Source organism: Clostridium thermobutyricum DSM 4928 (assembly GCF_002050515.1).
In the GTDB taxonomy this organism is placed as follows: Bacteria; Bacillota; Clostridia; order Clostridiales; family Clostridiaceae; genus Clostridium; species Clostridium thermobutyricum.
In genome coordinates, this window is sequence record NZ_LTAY01000026.1 from 164,419 (window position 1) to 190,855 (window position 26,437).

Genomic DNA, 26,437 nt, shown 5'->3' on the forward strand with positions numbered 1-26,437 from the left:
TGAGAATACAATATGAAATTCTAATAGATAAGAGAAAATAAGTGCTAGAAATAGCACTTATTTTTTTATAAAAAAATATATAATAATAGAAATTTTTTATTTGAAATAAAAAAATAAACTTGTAAGTATTAATTATAAATATAAAAATAACGAAAAGATAAGAGAGAGAAAACTAAGTTTAGTATAGAATTCAAAATATTTTATAAGTAAAGGAATAAGGTCATTATGAGGAAAAAGATTATTTTAAGTATTATATTGAGTAGCTCTGTTTTAGTTGGTTGTTCAGCTAGTGATAATTCTGAAAGTCTAAGTAAGATAAATAATTTAGAGAATGAAGTTTCTAAATTAACTTCTAAAATAGAAGATTTAGAAACAGAAAAAGATAAAATAGAAAAAGAGCTTAATGAAAAAGAAAACGAAGAAAAGAAAAAGGAGGAGATAAAAAAAGAAGAGGCAAAAAAAGAAGACACCAAAAAAGATGAAACATCAAAAGTAGATTATGAAAAAAAAGAGGAAGACTATTCAACTAAACAGAATATAAAGTCAGATAATGAAAAAATAAATTATAATAAATATAAAAATGGAAGATATGGTTTTGAAATAGAATATCCTGACTTTTTAATAAGAGGAAGTGAATCTGCAAATGGAGATGGTCTTGAGTTTTCTGACCCTGATGGTACAGCAACTCTTTTAGCTTATGGTTCTAATAATATTCTAAATTATAATATCAATGATTATTACAATGAAGATGTTAATGGCATAGATATACTTTTATATAAACATAAAGGAAATAATTTTTATGTTTTATCTTGGGAAGAAAATGGATTTGTTAAATATAAGTATTGCAAAGTTGGTAAAGGGTCAACAAATACTTTTATATTAAGTTATGACTTAAATGAAAGTCTAAAATATGAGGAAATAGTAGATAGAATATATTCAAGTTTTAAGTCAGGAAATTTAGATCAGGCACATTAATATAATGTTGCTAATTAGTCTTAATTTTAGATAGGAAACAGATTCTTTACAAAATAGTCGGGGTGGATATATGTGACAAAAAGAAAAAAAATCATAATAATTTCTATAATTATTGCGATTGTATTTACTGGAATAAAATATGGTATTTATAGGGCGTCTTACGATATACAAAAGATTAATGGACAACAATATATTACTGAATCAACTTCTCCAGATGGAAAGTATACTGTGACTGCTTATTTGAATAATGGAGGAGCAACAACAAGTTATGCAGTTTTAGGAACTTTAAAAAATAATAGTAACAACAAAACCAAAAATATTTATTGGCAATATCGTTGTGAGAAGGCAGATATGGAATGGATAAGTGATGATACTATAAAAATAAATGGAACACAGTTACAAGTAGAAAATGAAATTTATGATTTTAGAAGGGAATAATGAGATTAAATAAATGGTATAGGATTTAATCTTATATAAATTAAATAGAGGAAAGTGGACAATCATAAAACTATCCATTTTCCACCTAATTAATATAACCTAAAAAAAAGGATACCTAAAAAGGTATCCTTTAATTTTATTAACAATAAAAAACCTATCTAATAGTATCTTTCCAAGCAGCAATCACTTTTATTAAATAATTAAAGCTCCAAAAAACTGCTATAAACAAAAATAGGCCAAAAGAAAAACTATATTTCTGCCATGCAAATAAAAGAATAGAGACAGAAATAGCATTTACACAGCTTACTATCAATTGTATTTTATAAAAATCATCATTAATTATAATAAAATCATCATTCTTTAGTGTATAAATAACTTTCTTTTTAAAATAATAAACTATATTATAAATAACAAATAATAGTGGGACAATTATATTGCATATAAATAAAAACATAAGCTCCTCTTTAATAAAAAATTATAATTCTTCTTTATCATTATTATTCATATGCTTTTTAGAAGATGTATACATTTTTATACGATTTTCTAAATCATGTTCATCTTTAGGTTTTTTCCCTGTTATATCTTTATAAGCTTCTTTAATTCCATTTTCAACAGCAAAGCTTATTACAATGTATAAAACAGGTAAAATTATAAGAATAATTCCCAAATTATCAAACATATTTTCCCCCCTCAAATAAGATTATTTATAAAAATAAATAATCCTCAATTCTCTTTTATATAAATTCTCATAGTTAATTTAATTATACCTAAACAAAAGAAAACTATAAATAAATTTATAGCTATATTTTTATAGATATAACTATTATAAGATGATATAATCTAGAAGTTAAAAGAAAAATATCCGTAGAAGGATGGCTACGGAGGTTTTGTACGTTTTTTCCTCCTGAGGGCTATTGAAGATAATTTTTTATCCTAATAGCTTAAAGGGGGTGGTATTGAATATGCTGAAATATATAATTACACTTGGAATTACAATTGTATTAATAATGATATTTAAACATAGAGATATTTTTGTATCTAAATTATCAGTAAGGATAAGTCTAAAAGGAATATCAATTGATATTGAGAGCAAAGAAAAAAAAGCGCCCATCCCGCAATGATTAGCGCTTTTTAATTCAAATATTCAATAGCCCTAAAAACAAATAAACGTTCTTAGTTAAGCATAGTGTTCGCAGCACTATGCTTTTCTTATAATTATATTATATCAAATTTTAATATTAAATAAACTAATTATTTAAATATTTATAATTAAAATTTAAGAGTTATTTATAAAAGAATAATTAAATAAAAGTGGGCAATTATTAACTGCCCACTTTCATCTTATGGTTATAAATTAGCTATTAAAGTAAATATTTATATAAGTAAATCTAAAAGAACTACATTCTTGTATTACTTACTTGTTGAACCATTCACTAGGTGATTGATTGAAGTAATGAGGAGAGAACTCCGTGATATTATAATCTTGTATATCACGAGCCTTGAATGGTTCATTAGATAAGTAATTTTTTATTTCTTCAATAGTGTTAGCTTTCATAATGAATATACCACCACTCATGTTTGACTTTAACCCAGACATTAATATTAATCCTTTATCCATTGCCTTTTGAGTATAAGCCATATGTTCTTTCATAATATCATCATTAATTAAATTAGGATTTGTTAGTATTCCTTCTATAATAAAATATTTCATTTTATAGCTCCTTAAACTTTATATAAAAAAAGTTTTATCTATTATAATTAGATTTGAATTTATTTCTTGATTTCATTATAGTAAATTTAAATTTTATAGTAAAGAAAAATTTTTGTTAATTAATAATATTTATTAATAATGAAATTTTATATTAAATATGAGTATTATAAATAAAAATTAATTAGAATAAATGAGCATAATAAAATTGGGCAACTATTAATTGCCCAATTTAATATTTTAAATAAATTTTATTTACGAAAAATAATTTTTAATTTATAAATTTAATATTTATAAAGATTTAGAAGCATATTTTGGATTTGCTACACGAATCATTTCAGCATATTCTTTTTTTAATTCTGAAAAAGCTAAATTAACTTCATTAGGAATATCAATATGAACTATAAAATCTTTTCCATTAGGACCATAACCATCTGAATTATCAGAAAGTCTTGGTATTTCTCCCATTAACAATGAAATATATCTTTCAATATCCCACATTCCTAAAATATTATCTTCATAAGTTAATTCATCTTTTTTAACAACTACTTTTGCTTTGTATGCTGCATAATTTATAATTGTGATGTCATTAGATACATATTTGCGAAGTACTGCTTCCATACGATATTGCATAGTTGAGTCTTGTACAAGAATTATACTATTAAAATCAATATTATTTTCTTTTAATAGCTCTAATAAATAAGTAATGTTATTACCACAATTTGTAGAATTACATTCTAATAAATCAGGCTCTAAACCATATTTATATTTTAAATATTCAGAGAAAATTTCAGCCTCTGTCATTCCTGTTGATTTTATATTAGGAAGTTCATTATGGATTTTTTTTCTTAATGTTTCTGTAGTATGACCAGCTCCACCAACAATTATATATTTTTTTGAAATATTATTTTTAATTGCTTCAGCTAAGACATCACCACCACATATGATACTTCCACCAAATAAAACCATTACGTCAGCTTGATTTATACCATATTTTTTATTTAATTCTTCTTTTGTTAGAAGAGGAATATCTCTTTTTCCACAAAATTTTCCTAATGTATTTATATAATCAGCAATTTGTTTTTTCATATGACACCTCCAAGAACTTTGTCTACAGGTTTTATTATAGCAAATATAGTTTTTATACATCTTCAGATTTTTTATTTTTCTTAGATAATAAGAAGTTACCTTCTTTATCATAAGGCCAGAAGTTTGCTTTATTAAACATTTGAGCCATTATAGGAATAAATATAGGTAATATTAAAACTACATATATAAATAAACCTACTATAACTACTAAAGATATTTCTGCAAGGATAAGAACGCCAGAAGGAATTAATGCAGCAAATGTTCCACCTAATATAATTGCAGCAGACATTATTACTTTTCCCATAACCTTAATAGTATCTAGCATACCTTCTTTTACAGATAAACCTTCTGTTTGTTTAAATCTCGTTATTATGAAAATTGAATAATCAATTCCAAGGGAAACTAATATAACAAATCCAAAGAATAGAGTAATCCAATTAAGTCCTACATATCCAAACACTTTTTGGAATAGTAATTGAACAATTCCAAGTGAAGTAAAGTAAGTTAAAATAATTGAAATTAATATATAAATAGGCATTACTAAGCTTCTTAATAAAATCATTAATGCAATTAAAACTGAAATAGTTACTAATACCATTACTTCATAATAATCATGGTTTGCCATACTTCTAATATTGTAGTTTAAGCTAATTAATCCATCTTCACCAATTTGAGCATTGCTTAAATTAGTACCTATAATACTAGTTTTAACTATATTTTTTAGTTTAGGTATTTCATTCATAGCTTGATTAGAATATGGATTTTCTTTTAATGTAACTGTTATTGTAGCTAATTGTCCATTTGGACTTAAATAATTATTAATAGCTTCTTTAAATTGACTATTATTAAATATAGACTTAGGCACATATACACCAGTATTTCCATAAGGCAATTTAGACCATTTATTTATATATCCATTTGCTTCCTTTATTCCACTGTTAATTTTATTTATGTCAGATGCACCAGTTCCAAGTCCATTAGATAATTCATTTATTTTTCCAGAGAACTCTTGGAAACCAGAATTTATTTTTGATTGTCCATCTGATATTTCACCTAAAGCATTTGATATTTCTGGGACTTTAGATAAAATTTCATTTCCACCTTTATTTGTTTCATTTAAACCAGTATTAAGCTCATTTAATCCATTGTAAACTTCATTAATACCATTTTGGAATTCAGAAATTCCGTTAGTAATTAAAGTTGATTTAGAGTTTAATTCATTCATGGCACTAGATAATTTTTGCATACCACTATTAAGTGAATTTAATTGATTAACAAATTCTGTGGTATCTGATTCCATAGCATTAGATAATTGTTCTTCATAACTATTAGCAGTTTTTGATAAGTTACTTAAATCATCAACAGCTTGTCTAAAGTCTTTATTTTTTAAAGCACTTGGATTAGCTTTAATATAATTTTGTAAGTTGCTATTTATGTTGTTAGAAATATTATTTAATTTATTTAAATCTATACTATTTTTTAGGTTATTAGCATAGTTAACCATACTATTTACCTTGTTAGTAACAGTATTTATTTTATTTGAAACTAAATTTAAATTTTGACCAACTTCATTATAACCTTGTTGAATTTCTTCTTCACCATTTTTAAGTTCATTTAATTTATTTTCTGCTTCTTGTACACCAGATTTTAATTTTCCACTAGCATTTGCTTCAAGAGTAATACTGTTTGTTAAAGTATTTAAAGCAGATTGAAGCTCTATAACACCATCTTTAGTTTTAAGAGTTCCTGAATCTAATTTATTAATATCAGCTATAGCAGATTGAAGTTGAGGTTCAGAATTCTTTAATTTATCACTTGTAGTGCTTAATCCTTCACCAATCTTAGATAAATCTTTTGTTCCAGTTTTCATTCCTTTATTAACTATTCCTGCTTGTGTATCCACATAAATATCATCAAGTCTTGTACCTAATGGTTGAGATAAACTCATAACTTGTTTAACTTCAGGATCTTTTTCTAAGTTATCAGATATTTTAGCAATAGTTTCAACATATTCTGGAGATTTCATGCTCTTATCATTAGCTATATAAATTGTTATAGGAGATATTTTTCCAATACCAAAATTATTTGCAATTATATTAAATCCTTGTATAGATGGATATTTACTACTTATTTCATTTACTAAGTTAAAAGATTCAACACCATTATCTAAACAAATTGGAATTACACACACTACAATAACTAATAATAAAGCAAGTATAGGTTTAGTTAATGCAAATTTACCTAAGAAGCTCCAAACTTTATTTTCTTTATTATTATGTTTTTTACTAAATGGAAAAAATAATTTATGCCCTAATATAGCCATAATTGAAGGCAATAAAGTAAATAAAGCTAAAATTAAGAATATTACACTTATAGAAACAGAGCTTGCACTTTTATATAGTGAAAATTGTACAAAGTATAATATAGTGAAAACTATAAAAATAGGAGTTGCACTAAATAATACAGTTTTACCAGCTGTTTTATAAGTTTGTTTTATAGCTTCATATTTGTTTAATCCATTATCTAATTCTTCTTTAAATCTACTAATTAGCAATATACAATAATCTGTTCCCATACCAAAAAGAATACAAATCATAAAGACTTGGGTGTAATTTGATACTGGAAAATTAAAATATTTACTCAGTATAGCAACTACAAATTGAGATGCTATATAACTTAAAATTATTAATACTAAAGGTACAAATGGAATTATAAATGACCTAAACACAATAAATAAGACAAGGAATATAAATATAACAGTTATAGTTGTAGTTATACCAAGTCCTTTTTGAGATGCTATATTAATATCTGCCTCAATTAAACTATTTCCTGTTAGATATGTTTTAACTCCTTCTGTTTTTATGCTATTAGTTATATTTTTTCTTATTATAGGATTATTGAGTTTTTTACTGTGAATGTTAAAAATAGCTAATATAGTAGTGTTATTTTTAGAAATCATTTGAGGTTTTAATGCTGTATTACTAAAGCAATCTGTTATAGATGAGATATGAAGTTTATCTTTTTCTTTAGATATTTTATTTAGTGTAGCCTTTATATTATTTTCATCTGCATTTGTTAATCCAGTTGGAACATTAAATACTGCAATATATTGATTGTTGTTTTCACCTCCATTTTCAATAGATAGTTGTTTTATAACTTGTGGTGGATAATCATTTGGTAATACTATAGCTCCCTTTTCACTGACTAGTTTAGTAAGAGAAGGAGAGAAAATAGCTAAAGCTATGATTAAAATTGTCCATAGAATTAAGGAAATCCACCTAAGATTTTTTTTATCAAAAAATTTATTCATTTTAGAAACACTTCCCTAACAGAATGTATAATTTCTAAAATTAAATTGATAATTTAATTTTAGAAATTTAGTATAATAGAAAGTACAAATTAATTATTTTTAGATTCTTTTTTTAATACGTTATTGTAATTAAGGACTAAATAAATATTTATTGTTTGAAGTGTAATAATACAAATAGAAATTATAATGCCTATAATTGGTGAAATTAAATTTATATTTATACTACTTGAAATAATAATTCCAATAACTTCTAAAAGGATTTGTAAGAATCCCCAGATTATATTTAAAAACATAAATGTTCTATAAAACTTATTTTTAGAAATTCTCTCAAATAAAAATCCAACATAAACATAATAAAAAGAAAATAAAATACAAATCACTATAAGAAAAAAGTACTCAATAACTTGATATGGGTTTACTAAATAAAAAGGACTAGTTCCATTAATACAAGCACAAATTTCATTATACAGAGCGTAAAAATTGAAAAATATAGCAATAATAGGAAATAAACATAAAATAATAATTTTAGACTTATTCAAATAAATATTCATTTTTTCACCTTCTTCCCAATTTAAATCCCACAAAAGTAATTTTAAAGTTGACTTATGAACTTTTTATGGGGGATTAAGTTAATAATAGTAAATTTTTTAAAGAGAAAAAGTAAATTAATTAAATATAGAGTGGATAAAGCCTATTAATGATATTTATTATTAATTACATAAAAGAAAATTTGTTAATAGATGGTAAATAATTGATGTAATAAAACGAAATATTAAGCAATATAATAATTTACATTTTTTAACAATAATGATATGTTATATATAAGGTAGGTGAGGGAAAATGAATAATAAAGGGACAGTAACATTAATAACTGATAGACTTATTTTAAGAAAATACAGTATTGAAGATTCAAAGGATATGTATAAAAACTGGGGAACAGATAAGAAAGTAACAAGATTTTTGTCTTGGGAAAATCATAAAAATATAGAAGAAACAAAAAGAATTTTAGAGTATTGGGTTTCTAGATATGAAAGTGATAGCTTTTATAATTGGATAATAGAGCTTAAAGAAAATAATGAAGCTATTGGTGGAATAGAAGTTGTAGAATTAGATACAGTAAAGAAGGCTTGTGAAATTGGATATTGCCTTTCAAGTGAATATTGGAATAAAGGAATAATGACAGAAGCCTTAAAGAAGGTAATTGAATTTTTATTTAAAGAAGTTGAGTTAGAAGAAATTTACGCATTCCACGACACAAGAAATGCTGCATCAGGTGAAGTAATGAGAAAATCTAACATGATATATAAAGGAACCTTTAGAAACTTTATAATTAGAAATATAAAATATGATAATATTTCTGCTTATTCAATTACAAAAAAAGAGTGGAAAGATAATTTATAAAAAAATCCTGTGATTTAATATTTCACAGGATTTTTATTTTATATTTTTACTTTAAATTTTTAAATTTTTATTTTAAATTTTTTATCCCAAAATTGAAATTTAGCATATTTATTAATTGAAGGGAGTTGATAAGTATGGCAAGAAAAATACTAAAAGAATTAGAACTAAAGGTTAGTTACAAAAAAGGAACTGATGACAAAGGAAATGACATTATAAAAAAGCAAAACTTTAATAATGTTAATTCAGAATTAAACCCAGAGGATATGTACCTTTTTGGAGAAGCTGTAGGAGAGGTAATAAATTACTCGCTTACAGCAATAGAAACAGAAGAAGAATACACTTTAGTTTCAGAAGCTTAAAAGAGAAATAACAAAAGATAAGTAAAAAAGAATTTAAAAAATGGGAGGATAGATAAAATGGTTGAAAAAAGTTTAGTAATGGGATTTGAAAATGAATTAGGAAAAAAGGTTAATGTATCAATAAAAGACGTTATTGATGAAGTAACTTCTGATAAAGCAAATGAAATAATGGACCTTATAGTATCTAAAAAAGTTTTTAAAACTGATGGCGGGTTTTTAGTTAAAAAAGTAAGCTGTGAAATAGTAAATAAAGAAACTACTGAGATTTCAATAGGGTAAGAAGATTATATTTTAATAGAGAATTTATATAGTCTATTCATAAATATTTATATAATTTATTAATGAAACAAGCACTTATAATAGGTGCTTGTTTTATTTATTAGAAGCATATGTATATATTTACTAAAATTTAACAAATAATAATGTGATTTGTAATATCAATAAATAAAATTAATTTATAGTAATAAATTATAATAAAATGTATAATGTACTAAAATCTAAGCTTAATAATTATATGAAATAAATAGTAATTAAATAAAAAATCAAATCAGAAAAGAAGTTATTAGTGTAATAGTATTATATATGAGATTTATCAAAAATAAATTTAGGTTGGGAGAAAAAATGAATAATGGAAAAGAAATATTTTTGGCACTAATAATCTATACAATAAAAGAATTTTTATTAGGAATATATATTTTTTTACTAAAAAGCTCATTTTTAATAATAGGTTTAATATTATTTATAATTTTATTTATTATATATAAATTAGTAAAAAATAAAGAGAAGAGAAAATATTATATAGACTTAATGTTATTTTGTATAATACCAGGCTTAGTATTGTATATAGCAACATATATATTGAATTGTAGAATTATTTCAATAGATCAATATTCAATTTGTACTAAATACATATTTTTAGGTGTATTAGCTAGTTTTATTTTTCCTATATATTGCTTACTATTTGTAGTTATATACACAATAGTATTTAAATATAGAAGAAAGAAAGGATTAGCAGATTCATTAATAAAAAATAGATTATCAAGATATATTTTAAAAGGAGCAGTATTTGTAATAATAATTGGAGGTACAATAGTTATAGCATATAATTCAATTTTATCTGTTGGACCAAATAAAGCTGATTTGGTTAAAAAAGTAGAAAGTATATTTAACTCAAACGGTGAAAAAATAACCAATCTTAATGTAGAAGAAATTAATACATTTAATGAACTACAGTCTTTTAATAATACAAATGAAAAGAAATTTTGGTTTGTTGGAAAAATAGATAATATACATGTAAATGGAAATATTACTTATAAAAGAATAGGCGACAAATGGGTATTTTATAAATTTTTAAATTCGAAAGTGAATGATTATGGAGAAATACCAAATATATATATAGCAAAAGAGTCATTAGTAGGAGAAAATGTACTTGGAGTAACTATTAAAAATGCAAATGATATTAAAATCACAAATGGATTTGTAAATTTTAATACTGGAAATGCAGAGTATTGGGTTTCATATAATGATGATAAAAATAAACTAGAAGAAGAGATTAGCTTTAAAAATATAAATAATTCATGGAAGCTTTCAAAAATTGGCTTTGTTGAAAATGAGAATACATTAAAATTTTATAATGAAATGTAGTAAAATTAAAAGTGTAGAATATTTAAATTACTACACTTTTAATCTTATAAAGGATTATTTTCTATCTAAAACTCTAACTATATTTTTTAGATTTAAATTTTCAGTATTTTCAAAGTTATTAATAACATCAATTACTAAGACAGGAACATGTTTAATAGCTCCAGATTTAGTCTTTACTCTAACTATAACCATATCACCTTTATTTACTTTACCAGTTAGTGCATTTGGAATTCTCCAATGAAAAGCTTTATCATTATTTAGAATCATATTTCCATTTTCATCAGTACCAAAATGCATTCCTTTTATAACATTTAATTCTTTAAACATAAGAATACCACCTTTTCTAATTGTCTGAGTTAATTATATCTTAAAATAACTCAAAGAATTCTAGAAATAAAAATTAATTCAAAAAATATTAATAGAATATTTAATCAAATTGGAAAATGTAGCCACTATTTAGGATTCTGTTGACAATTTTACCTACTTAATTAATAAAAACTATGCAATACAGTTATTACAAGTTATATCCGATACTATAGTGAATATAAAATAAGGAGAAAGAATTTTATTCTAAATATTTTTGATGGGTTAAGTAAATTAGATGACCATATTATTATAGAAAATATAGCTATGCTAGAAGCTATAACTATGTGAAGTGTGATTAAATTAATAATTATAAATTTATAAGTAGATGAAAAATTAAATTGTATTAAAAAAGCATAGTATGTTAAAATACTATGCTTTTTTAGTTAAAAATCTAATTATTTAGAATGTAATAAGTTATAAAAAATTATAGCATATTAAATTTTTTTATTAAGATTAATTAATTTTACTAAGAATTTTCACAACCAATAACTTATTTTAATAAATTTATACATTAAGATTAATATACAAATTTATAAGAATAATTTTTATTAAAATATCTTTTAATGATGAGAACATCCATCATGATTACATGTATGGTTAGCAGAGAATTCTTTTAAAGTTCCATTACTGAAAGCCTTTAAATTTTCTTCTAAATCACCATCAATAGCTTTAAAAGTTTTTATTCCCATAGAGCCTAATTTTCTTATTGCTCCTGCACCTATACCACCTACTATTACAGCATCAACTGTTTCACCTGATAAGGCTTTGATTGGTTGACATTTTCCATGTTCATGACCTAAGTCACCATTTCCAATTAATCTAACTTCTTTTGTTTCAACATCACAAATCACAAAGTGTGGGGCTGACCCAAAATGTCCATATGGAATACTCTTTAATCCATTAAATGATTCTACTGGAAAACAAATTTTCATTATAAGACCCTCCTTAAATTTATAATCACTAATGCACTTTAAATGCTTACATTTATCTGAACAGATAAGCTTGTCCAAATTAGTATCAGAAATAATACTATTATTATCTATAATTGAATCTATGAATTTTATTGAATTCTTTAGACTATCTTCATTAATATCATAGATTATGTGATAACCAACTTTATATCCAATAATTAAATTAGCTTCTTTTAATACTTTTATCTGTTGTGATACAGCAGATTCAGTTATGTTTAAATGTCTTGCTATTCCTTTAGCACACATATTTTTACGAGAGATTAAAGAAAGAATTTCTAATCTCTTTTCATCACCTAGTGCTTTAAAAATTTTTATTTCTTTTTCCATAGTACCTCGATTTTAATTAAGTATTTGCTTAAGTAAATCATAATACTTTAAAATTTATTTTCAAATTTAAAAATAGTAAATTTTACTAAAAATTCCTTTAGAATTAATGAGATTAATAAATTTTCACTTGAAAAATAATATATATGGATAATTTTTGCTTGTATAATTAAAATAAAGTGAAAGTTTATATATTATAAAAAGTCAGCAATTTTTTGCTGACTTTTATTTTATATTAGTCCAATCTTTAATATTGGGACTTCTATTCAGTATTAACAAATTTATTTATGAGAATTTAGAGTTATCTTAATTGTTAGTTAAAGAAAACTATACATAAGTAAATTATTTATTAGTAATCTTATCTAGTAAGACTTGCTAACATTTCTACTGATGATGCTTCTTGATGATTAAAGAAATAACTTTCTTTCTTATCTAGAGAAGCTATTTTTTTCATATCTTCTTCGTTTAATTCAAAATCAAAAATATCAATATTCTGAAGCATTCTTTCTTTATTAACTGTTTTTGCTAGTGGAACAATTCCTCTTTGTAATAACCATCTTAAAATTACTTGTGCAACTGATTTACCATACTTATCTCCAATTTCTTTAAGCTCAGGATTAGTAAACATACCATTTCTTCCTTCTGCAAATGGTGCCCATGCTTCTAATTTTACACCATACTTTTCATTAAATTCTTGTGCTTCTATTTGTTGATGGAATGGATTTACCTCAATTTGATTTACTGCTGGAGTAATTTCATTAAATAAAGCTAAATCAACTAAACGGTCTGGATAAAAATTTGAAACTCCAATAGCTTTAATTTTTCCTTCTTTATATAAATCTTGCATAGCTCTATAAGTTCCATAATAATCATTTAATGGTTGATGAATTAAAACTAAATCTAAATAATCTAATTTCATTTTCTTTAAAGAAGCTTCAATAGATTCTTTTGCTTTTTCATATCCACTATTACTAATCCATACTTTAGTTGTGATAAATAAATCTTCTCTAGGTACTGGTGATTTAGAAATAGCTTCTCCCACAGCTTCTTCATTACCATAAGATTGTGCAGTATCAATTAAACGATATCCTGCATCAATTGCATCTAACACTACTCTTATACATTCATTTTTATCTGTGATTTGAAATACTCCAAATCCGATTGCTGGCATTTTGATTCCATTATTTAAAGTTACATATTCCATTTTAATTCCTCCTTGATTTTTTTGTTAACCTTTTTCTATAATTAATGCTATCACTAGGTAGTAACTACCGAGCAAGAGTTTTTATATTTTTTTAGGAGGGAAATTTTATGTATACAAGCAAACAAGTATGTGACCAAGTTGGAATATCTTATGAAACATTAAAGTTTTATTGTAAAGAAGGCTTAGTGCCTAATGTTAAAAGAGATAAAAATAATTATCGTAAATTTGATGAAAAAAATATTGCTTGGTTAAAAGGGATTCAATGTTTAAGAAAATGTGGTATGAGCATTAAAGATATAAAAGTTTATATGAATTATTGTCTAGAAGGAGAGTCTAGTATTCCAGAAAGAAAAGAAATGCTTAATAAATCAAAAGATTTTTTACTAAAACGTATTGAAGAAATTAATGAGTCTATAAATTATATCAATTCTAAACAAGCTTTTTATGATGATGTTCTTAGTGGAAAAATAAAATATACGAGTAATTTAATTGATGTAGAAGATTAGCAGTATTATTTCGATATTGTTTTTATATTTAATTTTTATAGATAAAAATCTAATTTGCAGAGTGTTTTAAGCACTTTGCTTTTTTTATATTCAAAATTAATTATATTAATATCTTTAAACAAAGAAGATACAGTTTTAATTAAAAATTTGCATATAGTATAACTATTCTTAATAAATTTATAATAATGTGCATTTATTTTAAATAGTTTTTATATGAAAATATTTATATATACAAGATTATTTATAGGAAAAGTTATGATTTTAGAAATTATAAATAAAGTTTATACAATATAAAATAAAAAAGAAATATAAAGAAATATAATAATATTTCGGAAATTTTGGTATAATTATATTATATTTGTATAAATTATTACAAAAAAAGATATTTTTAAAAATTTAAAATACCGTTTAGGGAGTCATGAATAATGAAGTTAAGAGATATTACAGGATATATGTTTAAAAATAAATACAAAAGAAATAGCGATTATCCTAATTTTAAGCCTTATTTTTACAGATTTATAGGGGTAGATGATGCTAATGAATATAACAATCAGCTTAGAACTCTACAAAGTAAATGTGAGGAGTTTAAAAATTCTTGCTTGATTTTTGATGGAAGTATTCCATTAAGTGGAGAAATGGAGTTAATTCAATATATTTATAATGAATTAAATAACATGAATATTTTTAATATGATTTCTCAAGACATAGTTATTTTTAATAATGCTGATATAAATTATAAATTTTTGCAAGCTTTAGATTATGTAATTCCTATCGCTGTTAATAAGGAGAATTTCTTTAATGATAGTGTAAGGAATAATTTTATAACTAAACTTATAGTTTGGGTATTTTCCTTTGCAAAAAATATAGAAATTGATGGGGACCAAATTCCTAAATGTATTTATTATGGAAATATTCAAAAGCATGAAGTTTATTTTTTAATGCTACTTCATAAAATGGGGTTTGATGTACTATATATAAATCCATTAAAAGAAGAAAACTTTGAGGGGATTGAATCAGAAAGTGAACTTGTAAAAGAGCAAGGAATACTTAGTATAGAAACTTTTGAAGAGAGATGTAAAAAGGGAAAAGTAATAGAAATAAATGAAACTTTAACAAAGCAACTTCAAAGAGAAGTAGAATCACAACTTTTTACTGATACAGGAATATACAAGCCTTGGCAGTTCAGAAATGGATATACTAAAAGTTTTACATTAGATACTATTGTAGAAGATATATATGTATATTGGAATGAACCTTCAAAGCTTAGACCAGGATTTAGCGTATCAGGAGATACAGTAAAGATTCCAAACATATTCTTTAAAATAGATGGACATCAAACTGATATGTTTGAATATCAAAAACTTGTTAAAACATGTGTTGAATCTAAAAATACATTAATCTTAAATAATAGAGAATTAGCTAAAAATGTTAATGTAAATAAAGATTTATATTCAGTTATGTTTTTCCAATTAAGTAATGGAGAATTTGATATAAATGAACTTAAAAAATTAAATTTTTATAAGTTCTCTAAATATAATAATGAAGTTCAAGATTTCATACTTAAAAAGTTTAATGAAGCAATACTAAGTACAGATGTATTTACGAATAGTTTCACAAAAGAAGATACAGTACAATTTTTAGCTTTAATTTTAGGATTAGAAGATGAAATTGTAAGAATGATTGATAATTTTGACTACACAGGGCATGTGCCAAAAGTAGTTGTATTTATTGATAATGAAAACACAATTTCAGTTCCACTACAATTAATCTTAGGATACTTACATATTGTAGGTATGGATATTGTTATATTTAATCCATCTGGATTATTTAATATAAATTATATTTTAAAACCAACAATTATTAATACAGTAAGATTAGATACTATGGGTTATGATGTAACTTATTCAAATGTTATGAATATGAAAGAACAACACCATAGTATATTTTCTAGATTTTTAGGAAAGTAGCCTCTAAAGGAGATGACAAGATGAAGGAAAATGAAATATTTGATGTAAATCCAGAGAATATGCAAAATGTAGACAATGGAATGCAACAAAATAATACTAACTATAATATGCAAAATGGAATGAATGGCCAAGGACAAATGCCAAATGGAAATTATGGCAATCAAGGTCAAGGGCAAATGGGATATGGTCAACCACAAATGCAAAACATGAATAACCAAAATGGAAGTTATGGAATGCAAGGTGGAAATTATGGACAACCACAAATGCAAGGTGGAATGAACTATAATAATGGACAAATGCCAAATGGAAATTATAGTGGACAATATCAAGGTCAAAATATGAATAACCAAAATGGAAGCTATGGTCAACCACAAATGCAAAACATGGGTAACCAAAATGGAAACTATGGAATTCAAGGTGGAAATTATGGTGGACAATCTCAAATGAATTATAATAATGGGCAAATGCCAAATGGAAATTATGGTAATCAAGCTCAAGGGCAAATGGGATATGGTAATCCAAATATGAATCCTCAAAATGGAAACTATGGACAAGCTCCAATGCAAAACTATGGACAACCACAAATGAATTATGGTCAAACTAATCCTCAAATGAATGGATATGGAAATAGCTTTGCTCCAGATGTTAATTATAACAATTATGGAATGCAACAGGGTTATGATATGAACTCTCAAGGTGGAGAAATGGCTTTAAATAATTCAAATAATCCAAATGATTTTGATATGGAACAAATCACTGCATATAAGAGAGCTTTAAGACAAGATAGAGAAGTTCAAAACTTAACTAGTGAAGTTAACATAGATAACCCAAACTCAATTATTATGTTTGGACAAGGTGCAAGTGAGAATATTTCGAAAGTTTCAGACCAACTTTTACATTCAATGAAAGCTGTAAAAGCTGAAGAAGCTAGTGAAATGTTAACTAACTTAACTAACCTTATGGATAAATTTGATGTTAAAGAACTTGAAGGACCTCAAAAGCAATCAATGTTTTCAAAGCTTTTAAAAGGTGTTGGAGATACAATAGCTAAGCTATTTGAAAAGTATGACAACATGGGAAATGAAGTTGAAAAAATATATGTACTTTTAAAGAGATATGAAAGTGAAATAAAAGAAGCTAATGGTCAACTTAAAAAACTTTATGATGCAAATCTTCACTATTATAAATTACTTGAAAAATATATAGTTGCAGGAGAAATGGCAGGAGAAGAAGTTGATTCATATATAAGTCAAATAGAAAATAATCCAACAATAAATCAAGAACAAAAGCAAATGATGATTCAAAAACTTCAAATTGCAAAAGATATGTTATCTCAAAGAGTTTATGATCTTCAAATAGCAGAAAATGTAGCAATACAAGCAGCTCCAATGATACAAACTATTCAAATGTCAAACTTTAATCTTATGAGAAAAATAAACTCATCATTTATAGTAACATTACCTATATTCAAGCAATGCTTAGCACAAGCAATTATCTTAAAGAGACAAGAAATTCAAGCTAAATCAATTAAGCAACTTGATGAAAAGACAAATGAACTTATTATGAGAAATGCTCAAAATACTGCAAGACAATCAGTAGAAATAGCTAAAATGGCATCAGGAAGTTCAATTGCAATATCAACTCTAGAAAAATCATATGAAACAATTATGAAAGGAATAGAGGATACAAAAGCTATTCAAGAAGCTAATAGAAATGAAAGAATTGAAAATGCTAAGAGACTAGAAGTTATTAAACACAAGATGAAACAAAATATACCTAGTTAAAAGGAGGAAATATAAATGGGAATTAATTTAAATGGAATGATGAATGGTGTTAATATGGGAGGAGCTAATAATGCAGCACCTTCACTAAATTTAAGAAAAAATGATGTTTTAGATTTAACTAAAAGAAATCCAGGTTTAGAAGAAGTTTTACTTGGAGCTGGTTGGGATGTTTCTCATAATGGACAAGACTTTGATTTAGATATTGCAGCTTTCTTATTAAATGGTGCAGGAAAAGTTCAAAATGTACCAGCAGACGTAATCTTCTTTAATAATATGAAAGCACCAGGAATTGAATTATTAGGTGATAACAGAACTGGAGCAGGTGAAGGAGATGATGAAATAATTCACATCAAATTAAAAGAACTTCCTTCATATGTTGAAAAAATAGTATTTGTTGTTACTATTTTTGAAGCTCAAAATAAGAGACAAACATTTGGTATGGTAGACAATTCATATGTAAGACTATTAGATGCTAGACACGAAAACAGAGAGCTTTGTATCTTTAACTTAAAAGAAAATGGTTCAACTTCAACTGCTGTAATATTTGCTGAAATGGCTAAGCAAGGTGGAGAATGGCAATTTAAAGCTCTTGGAGAAGGTAAAATAGCTGACTTAAATGGAATCTTAAGTCTTTACATGTAGGAGGAAAAAATATGAACATGCTAAATTTGAAAAAAAATGATATATTAAACTTAACTAAAGAAGACCCAAGCTTAAATAGAATAATGCTTGGAGCTGGTTGGGATGTTGTAGAAAAGAAAGGATTCTTTAGTTTTGGAACAAAGGACTATGATTTAGACTTAACAGCTTTTTTATTAGATGGTGATGATAAATTAATTCATAAAGGAATTATTTATTTTGGAGCTCAAAAAGGAAAAGGAATAATGCTTCATGGAGATAACCTAACTGGTGAAGGTGATGGTGATGATGAAAAAATTTCTGTTGAATTAAATAATTTACCAGCAGATTGTAAAAAAGTTTTATTCTCTGTAATAATTTATGATGCTGAAAAAAGAAAGCAATCTTTTAGTGGAGTAAAAAATGCTTACGTAAGACTTATAGATGAAGATAAAAGAGGAGCTGAAATTTGTAGATACAATCTTTCAGAAGATGGTGGAGACAATACAGCTATATATTTTGCAGAGTTAATTAAAGAAGATTCACACTGGCATTTTAAAGCTAGAGGAGAATTCCTAAAAGGAAGCCTACAGTCAATGGCTGATATGTATAGAAGAAGATAGGAGGATTTAAAATGGGAATAAATTTAGGGTCAGGTTTTGAAAACCTAGGAAATAATATGAATAATAATGCGCCAATGGGAGTTTCTTTAAATCTACAAAAAAATGATATATTAGATTTAACTAAAAGAAATCCAGGATTAACAGCAGTTAAACTTGCAGCTGGATGGGATGTTGCACAAAATGGTCAAGATTTTGATTTAGATATAGCAGCATTTTTATTAGATGCAAACAATAAATTTAATACTGTTTCTAATGTAATATTCTTTAATAATAAGAATGGACAAGGTATATCACTTAGAGGTGACAATAGAACAGGGGCTGGAGATGGTGATGATGAAATTATAGATATTAATTTATCACAAATAAGTCCTGAAATAATGAAAATAGTATTTGTAGTTACAATAAGTAATGCAATGCAAAAGAGACAAACATTTGGTATGGTAAATAACTCATATGTAAGATTACTTGATGCAGCAAATGGTGATAGAGAAGTTTGTAGATTCAATCTTAGAGAAGATGGTTCAACAGCGACTTCAGTAATATTTGCTGAACTATTTAGAGATGGTGGAGAATGGCAATTTAGAGCTATTGGAGATGGTAAAATTGCAGATTTAAATGGAGTTTTAGCATTATTTCAGTAATTAATTTAACAATCAGGGGGATAGTAGATGAAAGGGCTTAGCAAAGAGAAAGTAGAAAAGAACAGAGAACTTTATGGAGATAATATAATTCATGAAGCTGCACCAGAAACATTTTGGGATAAATTTAAAGGTGCTTTTGAAGATCCAATGATAAAATTGCTTTTAGTTATAGCAGCTATTATGGCGGTTATGGCAGCATTACATTATGCAGAATGGGGAGAAATAATAGGGATAGTAATATCAGTATTATTAGTTACTATAATTTCTGCAAAAACAGAAGTTGCTTCAGATAATGAATATAGAAAACTTAAAGAAAATGCTTCGAAAGATGTATGTAAAGTATATAGAGATGGTAAAGCAATAGAAGTTATTATTGATGAAATAGTAGTTGGAGACTATGTTATTCTTCAATCAGGAGATAAAATTCCAGCAGATGGACTTTTAATAGATGGAGAAATAAAAGTAGATAACTCAGCTTTAAATGGAGAATCAGAAGAATGTCCTAAGATTCCTGCTAATCAAGCAGAACTAGAAATAGCATCAGAAGGTGAATTTAAATTAACAGGAGATGTTTTTGTAGATAAATCTTCACTATTTAGAGGTGCTGTTGTTGTTAGTGGAACTGGTGTTATGGAAGTCTTAAGAGTTGGTATGAAAACTGTTATGGGAAGCATGGCAGAAGAAATGTCAGAAGAAGAAGTAGACAGTCCATTAAAAGTAAAACTTACAGAACTTGCAGCAAAAATATCTAAATTTGGATATATTGGAGCTATAGTTATAGGTGTAGCATTAATGTTTGAAAATATAATGGGAGCTGGTGGATTCTCAGCTTATCTTGCAGCTACAAGTGGAATAGACATATTTAAACAAATATTAGATGCTCTTATGGTTGCTGTAGTTATTATAGTTATGGCTGTACCAGAAGGATTACCACTTATGATTGCAATAGTTCTTATGAAAAATACTGCAAAAATGCTTCAAAAGAATGTACTTGTTAGAAAACCAATTGGTATTGAAACTGCTGGTTCATTAAATATTTTATTTAGTGATAAGACAGGAACAATAACAAAAGGTGAACTTGAAGTAGTAGAATTCTTTGATGGAAATGTACAAGATACTTATAATAGCAGTGAAAAAATAAAAGAGCTTATTTCAAAATGTATTGGTAAAAATACTGCAGCAATGTTTGATGGAGATGGAAATGTTATTGGTGGTAATGCCACTGATAAAGCACTTTTAAAATACCTTACAAAAGAAGGTATGGCAAAATACGAAGACTTAGAAGTTGTAGCTATACAAGCTTTTGATTCCGCAAATAAATATTCTGCTGCTGAACTTAAAGAAAAAACAGTTTATAAAGGAGCTCCTGAAAGACTTTTAGGAAAAGCTACTAAATTTATAGATGCAGATGGAAATATCCAAGTATTAGATAAAGATAAAATAAATAAAAAAATTGATGAACTTGCACATAAGGAAATGAGAGTTTTAGCATTTGCTTATAGTGAAAGCAACTTAGTACAAAATACTCTTCCAGAAGACTTAGTTATAGTTGGTTTTGTAGGAATTAGAGATGATGTAAGACCAGAAGCTAGACAAGCTATAAAAGAAGTTAGAAATGCTGGAATACAAGTAGTTATGATAACTGGAGATAGAAAAGAAACAGCTTATGCAATAGCAAAAGATTGTGGACTTATATCTTCAGAAGAAGAAATAGCTTTAACATCAGAAGAGTTAAATGCTATGAGTGATGAAGAAATTAAAAAGATTTTACCTAATCTTAGAGTTATAGCTAGAGCACTTCCAACAGATAAATCAAGAATGGTAAGAATAGCTCAAAGCTTAAACTTAGTTTGTGGAATGACTGGAGATGGGGTAAATGATGCACCAGCTCTTAAGAGAGCAGATGTTGGTTTTGCAATGGGTTCAGGAACAGACCTTGCAAAAGAAGTTGGAGACATAGTTATACTTGATGATAACTTTAAGTCAATTGAAAATGCTATCCTTTATGGAAGAACAATTTACAATAACATATTAAAGTTTATCAAATTCCAATTAACAATAAACGTTGCAGCAGTTGCAGTTTGTGCAATAGCACCTTTCTTTGATTTACCACAACCATTACAAATAACTCATATTTTATGGATTAACCTTGTAATGGATGGTTTAGGAGCATTAGCACTTGGTTCAGAGCCAGCACTTAGAAAATATATGCAAGAAAAACCTAAGTCAAGAACTCAAAGTATTGTATCAAAAGAAATGATGATGCAAGTATTAATTACAGGAGCTTGGGTAACAATTTTAAGCTTTATATTCTTAATGGCTCCATTCTTTAAAAACATGTTCTCTTCAGAAGGAGAACACTTAACAGCTTACTTCTCAATGTTTGTAATAGCAGCTGTATTTAATGGATTTAATGTTAGAAGTTCAGGTATTAATATATTTGAGCACATAGAAGAAAATCCAGGCTTTGCAAAAGTAATGGGAATAATAGTTGTAGTTCAAGTTATTTTAACTATAATAGGTGGAAGTATATTTAGTTGTACACCAATTGCACCAAAACTTTGGATAGTTGTAATTTTATTAGCATTTACTGTAATCCCAGTAGATATGATAAGAAAATTAATATTTAGAACAGCAGAAAAATAAAAAAATTAGCTACTACAAGACTTATAAGGTTTTGTAGTAGCTTTTTTATATTAGAATAATTTTTAATATAAAATATTTCTAATATAAAAATATTACTTATAAATTTTAGAAAATAATATTATTTAAATTTATTTATATTAACATAATACTCTTATCATTTAATAAATTATATTATATTTCATATGAGGTAATAGGAGAATTTTCTAACTATTTTATAATAAAAAAAGCTTAGATGACATAAGGATATTTATATTATAAATAATTAGATTAAATTTACTTTTATAGAAAATTAATGTGTTATAATAAAATTAGGACTGTTTAGAAATTCAGTCCTTTTAATATATATAAATTAGTTTATTATAAATTAAAATAATAATTTTTATTATAAATAAAATTAAAAATAGTTATAAAAAATATAGAAGCTTTTCTTAAAATCTAGGGGGAATTAGTTTTGAGATGGCCTTTTTTATATGTGAAAAGAGTGTGATTTATATGGAAATTTTAGATATGGTAAGTAACAAATTTTTAATTGAGCCTAAGAAGGTGGACAAATATACAGACAAAGATATTCTTAAATATTCAATAGGGACAAATCTTTATACAAATGGGTTTAAAAATTTTTATAAGAAAATAGTAGATGGAGAATTTTTGAATTTAGGTTCAATTTCTATTTGCTTTGAAGATGCTACAAGAGAAGAGGATTTAGGGATTTGCGAAGAAAATGTAAGGGTAATGCTTGAAGGACTTAAGATATGGAAAGAAAAAAATCCGAATGCTTATGTTCCTTTATTATTTGTTAGAATAAGAAATTTAGAACAATTTAAGAGCTTTACAAGGAATACTAAAAAAGAATATTTAAAACTTATAACAGGTTTTATATTTCCAAAGTTTAATTCTGAAAATGGAAGAGGATATTTCGAGTATTTAACTGAATTAATAAATGATACAAATGAAGTATTTTATGCAATGCCTATTATAGAAGATGAAAAGGTTATTTATAAGGAAAGTAGGATAGATGAGCTTATAAAAATAAAAAATATAATAGATGAAAATAAAGATGTAGTTTTAAATATTAGAGTTGGTGGAACAGACTTTTCATCTAAGTTTGGATTAAGAAGAAGTAAAGAAAACACAATTTATAATATAGGGGTAGTAAGTGATTGTTTATTTGATATTTTAAATATGTTCTCAAGACAAGGAAGTGAATATGTTATTTCAGCACCTGTTTGGGAATACTTTTCTTCAGATTTAAATTCAGAAGAAATGCAAGGCTTTATAAGGGAAATAAAAATGGACAAGGAGAATGGATTTATAGGGAAAACAATTATACATCCACTTCAAATAAATATAGTTAATGCTTTATATGCAGTAACCTTTGAAGAATACACTGATGCTAAAGGAGTATTAAAGGCAAAAGATGGAGTATTTAAAGGTTATGGAGATAATAAAATGAATGAAGCCAAGCCTCACACAAATTGGGCAAAGAAGATTTTAAAGAGAGCTGAAGTTTTTGGAGTTTTAAATGAAGGGGTAGAATATAAGGATTTAATTTAGGAGGAGTAAATGAAGCTTAACATAAAAGAAAATAAGTTTAATTTAGATATAAACGATTTAATAACATTAGGAAAGAGAAGTAACAATAAAAAGAGAAATTTTCTTTTTATAAGTAAGGTTTTAGGAAAGCATTTAGAGCTTAAACCAGAAAAGTGTAGAGAAATAGGAAAAGACCTTGCAAAGATGATAACAGAGAAAAAAGAAAGTTTAGTTTTAGGCTTTGCAGAAACTGCAACAGGACTTGGAATGGCAGTAGCTAGTTATTTAGAAGATTCTTATTATGTAACTACAACAAGAGAAGAGATAACAGAATTAAAATCAATTTTAAGCTTTGATGAAGAACATTCTCATGCTGTGGAGCATACTTGTTTTTTAATGGACAAGGATAAAATAAAAAATGCAAAAAGAATAATACTTGTAGATGATGAAATAACTACAGGAAATTCAATGCTAAATATAATAAAAGAAATAAGAAAAATAACAGACACAAAAGATTTTAAAATAGTCACAATTTTAGATTGGAGAAATTCTGAATATGCGGATAAATTTAGGAATTTTGTGGAAAAAGAAAAAGTTAATATTGAAGTTTTAGCTTTAATAAAGGGTGAAATAGAAGTAGATAATACAGAAGTTTATATGGACGAAGATGGAGAAGAATTAAAAGAAAGAATAGAGCCGATAAATTTAAATATTTTCGATAGAATAGAACTTCAAACTGCCTTTGGAAAAGAAAGCTATATAAAGAATACAGGAAGATTTGGAGTAAGCTATGAAGAAATACAAGCTTTAGAAGAAAATTGTAAAAAGGCTGCTGATGAAATAAATAAGTTTATAGATGAAAAGGATAAAGTTTTAATTTTAGGACATGGTGAAAACATATATATTCCTGCTAGAATAGGATGTTATGTTAAGGGAGATGTTCTTTATAAAAGTACAACTAGAAGTCCTATATTTTGTGAAAACAAAGAAGGTTATCCTATAAAAAGTAAAAATATTTTTTATCATAAGGGAGTAAAATATTATTTTTACAATAAAGAAATAATAGAAAAGAATTTTGATAAGGTATTTTTAATAACAGAAGATAACTTAAATATTAAGTTAACTAATAATATGAAAATAGTGAGAATCTAATAGAAGATTAAATGTACAAGCTAGTTATTAGAATTCGAAATTAAAATAATTTCGTCCATAACATTAAATGTACAAGCTATTTATTAGTTATTGATACAAAGATATAAGAGAGGTTTTAAGATGAAGAGTAGTTATAAAAATGATTGTACTTTTCTTTTAAAAGAAATAAATATAAAAGAAATAACAATAGAAGAAAAAGAAAAGCTTATAAGTAAAGGAATAAGCTATTCAGAAATGATTTCTAAAGAAAAAGAACCTAGCAAAGAAATAATGGACATATTTTACTATATGACTAAAAGAGATAAAAGAGAAATTGCAAATTATGTAGGGAAAATTTCAGAAATACTTTATAAAAAAAATGGAGATAACCTAATTGTAGTTTCTCTTGCAAGAGCAGGAACACCAATAGGAATTCTTATAAAAAGATATATTAAAGAAAAATATAATAAAGATATTAAGCATTATAGCATTTCAATAATAAGAGGTAGTGGAATAGATAAAAATGCATTAGATTATATTTTAAAAAACAATCCACAAGGATATATACAGTTTGTGGACGGATGGACAGGCAAAGGCTCTATAACAAAGGAGTTAACTAAGTCTATAAAAGAATATAACAAAGAAAAAAATACAAATATAGATGATAATTTAACAGTTTTAGTAGACCCAGCTAAGCTTTGCAAAATTTATGGAACAAGAGAGGATTTTGGACTTTCAACAAGCTGTTTAAACTCAACAGTAAGTGGATTAATAAGCAGAACTATATTTAATAAAGAATATATAGGACAGGAAGATTTTCATGGAGCAAAATATTTAGATTACTTAGAAAGTTATGATGTTTCAAATTATTTTATAGATGAAATAACAAAAGAATTTAAAAATATAAAAATAGATAATTTAGAGTGTGAAGAAATAGATAAAAATTATGCCCACGATATAATGAAAAAAGTAAGAGAAGAGTTTGACGTAAAAGATATAAATAAAATAAAGCTAAGTGTTGGGGAAACAGCAAGAGTATTACTTAGAAGAAATCCAAGAATAGTTTTAGTAAAAAATAAAGAAGATAAAAATGTAAGTCATATAATTAAGCTTGCAGAAGAGAGAAATGCTAAAGTTTTAGAATATGATTGTGGAGAGTATAATTGTATTTCTATAATTAAAGAATAAAATTTTATAAA

The 26,437-nt window shown here is 25.6% G+C and carries 25 protein-coding genes; 17 read left to right on the forward strand and 8 right to left on the reverse strand.

Annotated elements, in window-relative coordinates; genetic code table 11:
- Positions 1-225: 225 nt before the first annotated feature.
- Both CLTHE_RS04540 and CLTHE_RS04545 read left to right on the forward strand, forming a co-directional pair.
- The gene (locus CLTHE_RS04540) at positions 226-975 is read left to right on the forward strand and encodes a hypothetical protein (RefSeq protein ID WP_080022193.1); all 750 of its coding nucleotides are present in this window, start codon (positions 226-228) and stop codon (positions 973-975) included.
- A 72-nt stretch (positions 976-1,047) separates the two neighbouring features.
- Positions 1,048-1,413, forward strand: coding sequence for a DUF5412 family protein (locus CLTHE_RS04545; protein ID WP_207651192.1), 366 nt, complete (start codon positions 1,048-1,050; stop codon positions 1,411-1,413).
- Between the two features lie 154 nt (positions 1,414-1,567).
- On the opposite strand, the gene CLTHE_RS04550 is transcribed toward CLTHE_RS04545, so the two are convergent.
- On the reverse strand, positions 1,568-1,867 hold the full coding sequence (locus tag CLTHE_RS04550; protein WP_080022195.1) for a hypothetical protein: 300 nt from the start codon (positions 1,865-1,867) through the stop codon (positions 1,568-1,570).
- Between the two features lie 21 nt (positions 1,868-1,888).
- Positions 1,889-2,092 (reverse strand): DUF6019 family protein, encoded by a 204-nt coding sequence (locus tag CLTHE_RS04555; protein ID WP_080022196.1) that lies wholly within the window; start codon positions 2,090-2,092, stop codon positions 1,889-1,891.
- Between the two features lie 283 nt (positions 2,093-2,375).
- On the opposite strand from CLTHE_RS04555, the gene CLTHE_RS16655 reads away from it, so the two are divergent.
- Positions 2,376-2,534, forward strand: a complete 159-nt coding sequence (locus CLTHE_RS16655; RefSeq protein ID WP_158082660.1) for a hypothetical protein — start codon at positions 2,376-2,378, stop codon at positions 2,532-2,534.
- A gap of 293 nt (positions 2,535-2,827) precedes the next feature.
- Here the strand turns inward: CLTHE_RS16655 and CLTHE_RS04560 are convergent, their stop codons facing one another.
- From CLTHE_RS04560 to CLTHE_RS04570, 3 genes are all read right to left on the reverse strand, one after another.
- The gene (locus CLTHE_RS04560) at positions 2,828-3,124 is read right to left on the reverse strand and encodes a YciI family protein (protein ID WP_080022197.1); all 297 of its coding nucleotides are present in this window, start codon (positions 3,122-3,124) and stop codon (positions 2,828-2,830) included.
- 288 nt (positions 3,125-3,412) lie between these two features.
- Complete coding sequence (locus tag CLTHE_RS04565) at positions 3,413-4,210, reverse strand: YdcF family protein (RefSeq protein WP_080022198.1); 798 nt, start codon at positions 4,208-4,210, stop codon at positions 3,413-3,415.
- A 52-nt stretch (positions 4,211-4,262) separates the two neighbouring features.
- Positions 4,263-7,520: an MMPL family transporter gene (locus CLTHE_RS04570; RefSeq protein ID WP_080022199.1), complete on the reverse strand. Its 3,258-nt coding sequence runs from the start codon at positions 7,518-7,520 to the stop codon at positions 4,263-4,265.
- A gap of 840 nt (positions 7,521-8,360) precedes the next feature.
- On the opposite strand from CLTHE_RS04570, the gene CLTHE_RS04580 reads away from it, so the two are divergent.
- The 4 genes from CLTHE_RS04580 to CLTHE_RS04595 all read left to right on the forward strand — a co-directional run bounded on the left by CLTHE_RS04580 (position 8,361) and on the right by CLTHE_RS04595 (position 10,924).
- Complete coding sequence (locus CLTHE_RS04580; protein ID WP_080022201.1) at positions 8,361-8,921, forward strand: GNAT family N-acetyltransferase; 561 nt, start codon at positions 8,361-8,363, stop codon at positions 8,919-8,921.
- 134 nt (positions 8,922-9,055) lie between these two features.
- Positions 9,056-9,280 carry a DUF1659 domain-containing protein gene (locus CLTHE_RS04585; RefSeq protein ID WP_080022202.1) on the forward strand — a complete coding sequence of 75 codons (225 nt, stop codon included), beginning with the start codon at positions 9,056-9,058 and terminating at the stop codon, positions 9,278-9,280.
- Between the two features lie 57 nt (positions 9,281-9,337).
- Complete coding sequence (locus CLTHE_RS04590) at positions 9,338-9,559, forward strand: DUF2922 domain-containing protein (protein WP_080022203.1); 222 nt, start codon at positions 9,338-9,340, stop codon at positions 9,557-9,559.
- 342 nt (positions 9,560-9,901) lie between these two features.
- Complete coding sequence (locus CLTHE_RS04595; RefSeq protein WP_080022204.1) at positions 9,902-10,924, forward strand: hypothetical protein; 1,023 nt, start codon at positions 9,902-9,904, stop codon at positions 10,922-10,924.
- A gap of 54 nt (positions 10,925-10,978) precedes the next feature.
- Here the strand turns inward: CLTHE_RS04595 and CLTHE_RS04600 are convergent, their stop codons facing one another.
- The 3 genes from CLTHE_RS04600 to CLTHE_RS04610 form a co-directional block, all read right to left on the reverse strand.
- A complete protein-coding gene (locus CLTHE_RS04600) occupies positions 10,979-11,251 on the reverse strand; it encodes a DUF5839 family protein (RefSeq protein ID WP_002598552.1) in 273 nt (90 codons plus the stop codon).
- Positions 11,252-11,850: 599 nt separating this feature from the next.
- On the reverse strand, positions 11,851-12,588 hold the full coding sequence (locus CLTHE_RS17175) for a metalloregulator ArsR/SmtB family transcription factor (RefSeq protein WP_080022205.1): 738 nt from the start codon (positions 12,586-12,588) through the stop codon (positions 11,851-11,853).
- 355 nt (positions 12,589-12,943) lie between these two features.
- Positions 12,944-13,789 (reverse strand): aldo/keto reductase, encoded by an 846-nt coding sequence (locus CLTHE_RS04610; protein WP_080022206.1) that lies wholly within the window; start codon positions 13,787-13,789, stop codon positions 12,944-12,946.
- A gap of 107 nt (positions 13,790-13,896) precedes the next feature.
- On the opposite strand from CLTHE_RS04610, the gene CLTHE_RS04615 reads away from it, so the two are divergent.
- From CLTHE_RS04615 to CLTHE_RS04660, 10 genes are all read left to right on the forward strand, one after another.
- On the forward strand, positions 13,897-14,295 hold the full coding sequence (locus CLTHE_RS04615) for a MerR family transcriptional regulator (protein WP_080022207.1): 399 nt from the start codon (positions 13,897-13,899) through the stop codon (positions 14,293-14,295).
- Between the two features lie 425 nt (positions 14,296-14,720).
- A complete protein-coding gene (locus CLTHE_RS04620; protein WP_080022208.1) occupies positions 14,721-16,262 on the forward strand; it encodes a YceG family protein in 1,542 nt (513 codons plus the stop codon).
- Between the two features lie 20 nt (positions 16,263-16,282).
- Positions 16,283-18,046 carry a toxic anion resistance protein gene (locus CLTHE_RS04625; RefSeq protein WP_080022209.1) on the forward strand — a complete coding sequence of 588 codons (1,764 nt, stop codon included), beginning with the start codon at positions 16,283-16,285 and terminating at the stop codon, positions 18,044-18,046.
- A gap of 15 nt (positions 18,047-18,061) precedes the next feature.
- A complete protein-coding gene (locus CLTHE_RS04630; protein WP_080022210.1) occupies positions 18,062-18,688 on the forward strand; it encodes a TerD family protein in 627 nt (208 codons plus the stop codon).
- An 11-nt stretch (positions 18,689-18,699) separates the two neighbouring features.
- The gene (locus tag CLTHE_RS04635; protein ID WP_080022211.1) at positions 18,700-19,287 is read left to right on the forward strand and encodes a TerD family protein; all 588 of its coding nucleotides are present in this window, start codon (positions 18,700-18,702) and stop codon (positions 19,285-19,287) included.
- An 11-nt stretch (positions 19,288-19,298) separates the two neighbouring features.
- Positions 19,299-19,928, forward strand: coding sequence for a TerD family protein (locus CLTHE_RS04640; RefSeq protein WP_080022212.1), 630 nt, complete (start codon positions 19,299-19,301; stop codon positions 19,926-19,928).
- A 27-nt stretch (positions 19,929-19,955) separates the two neighbouring features.
- Positions 19,956-22,574 carry a calcium-translocating P-type ATPase, PMCA-type gene (locus CLTHE_RS04645; RefSeq protein WP_080022213.1) on the forward strand — a complete coding sequence of 873 codons (2,619 nt, stop codon included), beginning with the start codon at positions 19,956-19,958 and terminating at the stop codon, positions 22,572-22,574.
- Between the two features lie 492 nt (positions 22,575-23,066).
- A complete protein-coding gene (locus CLTHE_RS04650; RefSeq protein ID WP_080022269.1) occupies positions 23,067-24,128 on the forward strand; it encodes an HpcH/HpaI aldolase/citrate lyase family protein in 1,062 nt (353 codons plus the stop codon).
- Positions 24,129-24,137: 9 nt separating this feature from the next.
- Complete coding sequence (locus CLTHE_RS04655) at positions 24,138-25,259, forward strand: phosphoribosyltransferase domain-containing protein (RefSeq protein WP_080022214.1); 1,122 nt, start codon at positions 24,138-24,140, stop codon at positions 25,257-25,259.
- A gap of 120 nt (positions 25,260-25,379) precedes the next feature.
- Complete coding sequence (locus tag CLTHE_RS04660; RefSeq protein WP_080022215.1) at positions 25,380-26,426, forward strand: cysteine protease StiP domain-containing protein; 1,047 nt, start codon at positions 25,380-25,382, stop codon at positions 26,424-26,426.
- The last annotated feature ends 11 nt before the right edge of the window (positions 26,427-26,437 follow it).

Coding starts and splice junctions, on each gene's coding strand:
- CLTHE_RS04540 (WP_080022193.1), top strand. CDS start 226: ATGAGGAAAAAGATTATTTTAAGTATTATATTGAGTAGCTCTGTTTTA.
- CLTHE_RS04550 (WP_080022195.1), bottom strand. CDS start 1,867: ATGTTTTTATTTATATGCAATATAATTGTCCCACTATTATTTGTTATT.
- CLTHE_RS04555 (WP_080022196.1), bottom strand. CDS start 2,092: ATGTTTGATAATTTGGGAATTATTCTTATAATTTTACCTGTTTTATAC.
- CLTHE_RS16655 (WP_158082660.1), top strand. CDS start 2,376: ATGCTGAAATATATAATTACACTTGGAATTACAATTGTATTAATAATG.
- CLTHE_RS04560 (WP_080022197.1), bottom strand. CDS start 3,124: ATGAAATATTTTATTATAGAAGGAATACTAACAAATCCTAATTTAATT.
- CLTHE_RS04565 (WP_080022198.1), bottom strand. CDS start 4,210: ATGAAAAAACAAATTGCTGATTATATAAATACATTAGGAAAATTTTGT.
- CLTHE_RS04570 (WP_080022199.1), bottom strand. CDS start 7,520: ATGAATAAATTTTTTGATAAAAAAAATCTTAGGTGGATTTCCTTAATT.
- CLTHE_RS04580 (WP_080022201.1), top strand. CDS start 8,361: ATGAATAATAAAGGGACAGTAACATTAATAACTGATAGACTTATTTTA.
- CLTHE_RS04585 (WP_080022202.1), top strand. CDS start 9,056: ATGGCAAGAAAAATACTAAAAGAATTAGAACTAAAGGTTAGTTACAAA.
- CLTHE_RS04590 (WP_080022203.1), top strand. CDS start 9,338: ATGGTTGAAAAAAGTTTAGTAATGGGATTTGAAAATGAATTAGGAAAA.
- CLTHE_RS04595 (WP_080022204.1), top strand. CDS start 9,902: ATGAATAATGGAAAAGAAATATTTTTGGCACTAATAATCTATACAATA.
- CLTHE_RS04600 (WP_002598552.1), bottom strand. CDS start 11,251: ATGTTTAAAGAATTAAATGTTATAAAAGGAATGCATTTTGGTACTGAT.
- CLTHE_RS17175 (WP_080022205.1), bottom strand. CDS start 12,588: ATGGAAAAAGAAATAAAAATTTTTAAAGCACTAGGTGATGAAAAGAGA.
- CLTHE_RS04610 (WP_080022206.1), bottom strand. CDS start 13,789: ATGGAATATGTAACTTTAAATAATGGAATCAAAATGCCAGCAATCGGA.
- CLTHE_RS04615 (WP_080022207.1), top strand. CDS start 13,897: ATGTATACAAGCAAACAAGTATGTGACCAAGTTGGAATATCTTATGAA.
- CLTHE_RS04620 (WP_080022208.1), top strand. CDS start 14,721: ATGAAGTTAAGAGATATTACAGGATATATGTTTAAAAATAAATACAAA.
- CLTHE_RS04625 (WP_080022209.1), top strand. CDS start 16,283: ATGAAGGAAAATGAAATATTTGATGTAAATCCAGAGAATATGCAAAAT.
- CLTHE_RS04630 (WP_080022210.1), top strand. CDS start 18,062: ATGGGAATTAATTTAAATGGAATGATGAATGGTGTTAATATGGGAGGA.
- CLTHE_RS04635 (WP_080022211.1), top strand. CDS start 18,700: ATGAACATGCTAAATTTGAAAAAAAATGATATATTAAACTTAACTAAA.
- CLTHE_RS04640 (WP_080022212.1), top strand. CDS start 19,299: ATGGGAATAAATTTAGGGTCAGGTTTTGAAAACCTAGGAAATAATATG.
- CLTHE_RS04645 (WP_080022213.1), top strand. CDS start 19,956: ATGAAAGGGCTTAGCAAAGAGAAAGTAGAAAAGAACAGAGAACTTTAT.
- CLTHE_RS04650 (WP_080022269.1), top strand. CDS start 23,067: ATGGAAATTTTAGATATGGTAAGTAACAAATTTTTAATTGAGCCTAAG.
- CLTHE_RS04655 (WP_080022214.1), top strand. CDS start 24,138: ATGAAGCTTAACATAAAAGAAAATAAGTTTAATTTAGATATAAACGAT.
- CLTHE_RS04660 (WP_080022215.1), top strand. CDS start 25,380: ATGAAGAGTAGTTATAAAAATGATTGTACTTTTCTTTTAAAAGAAATA.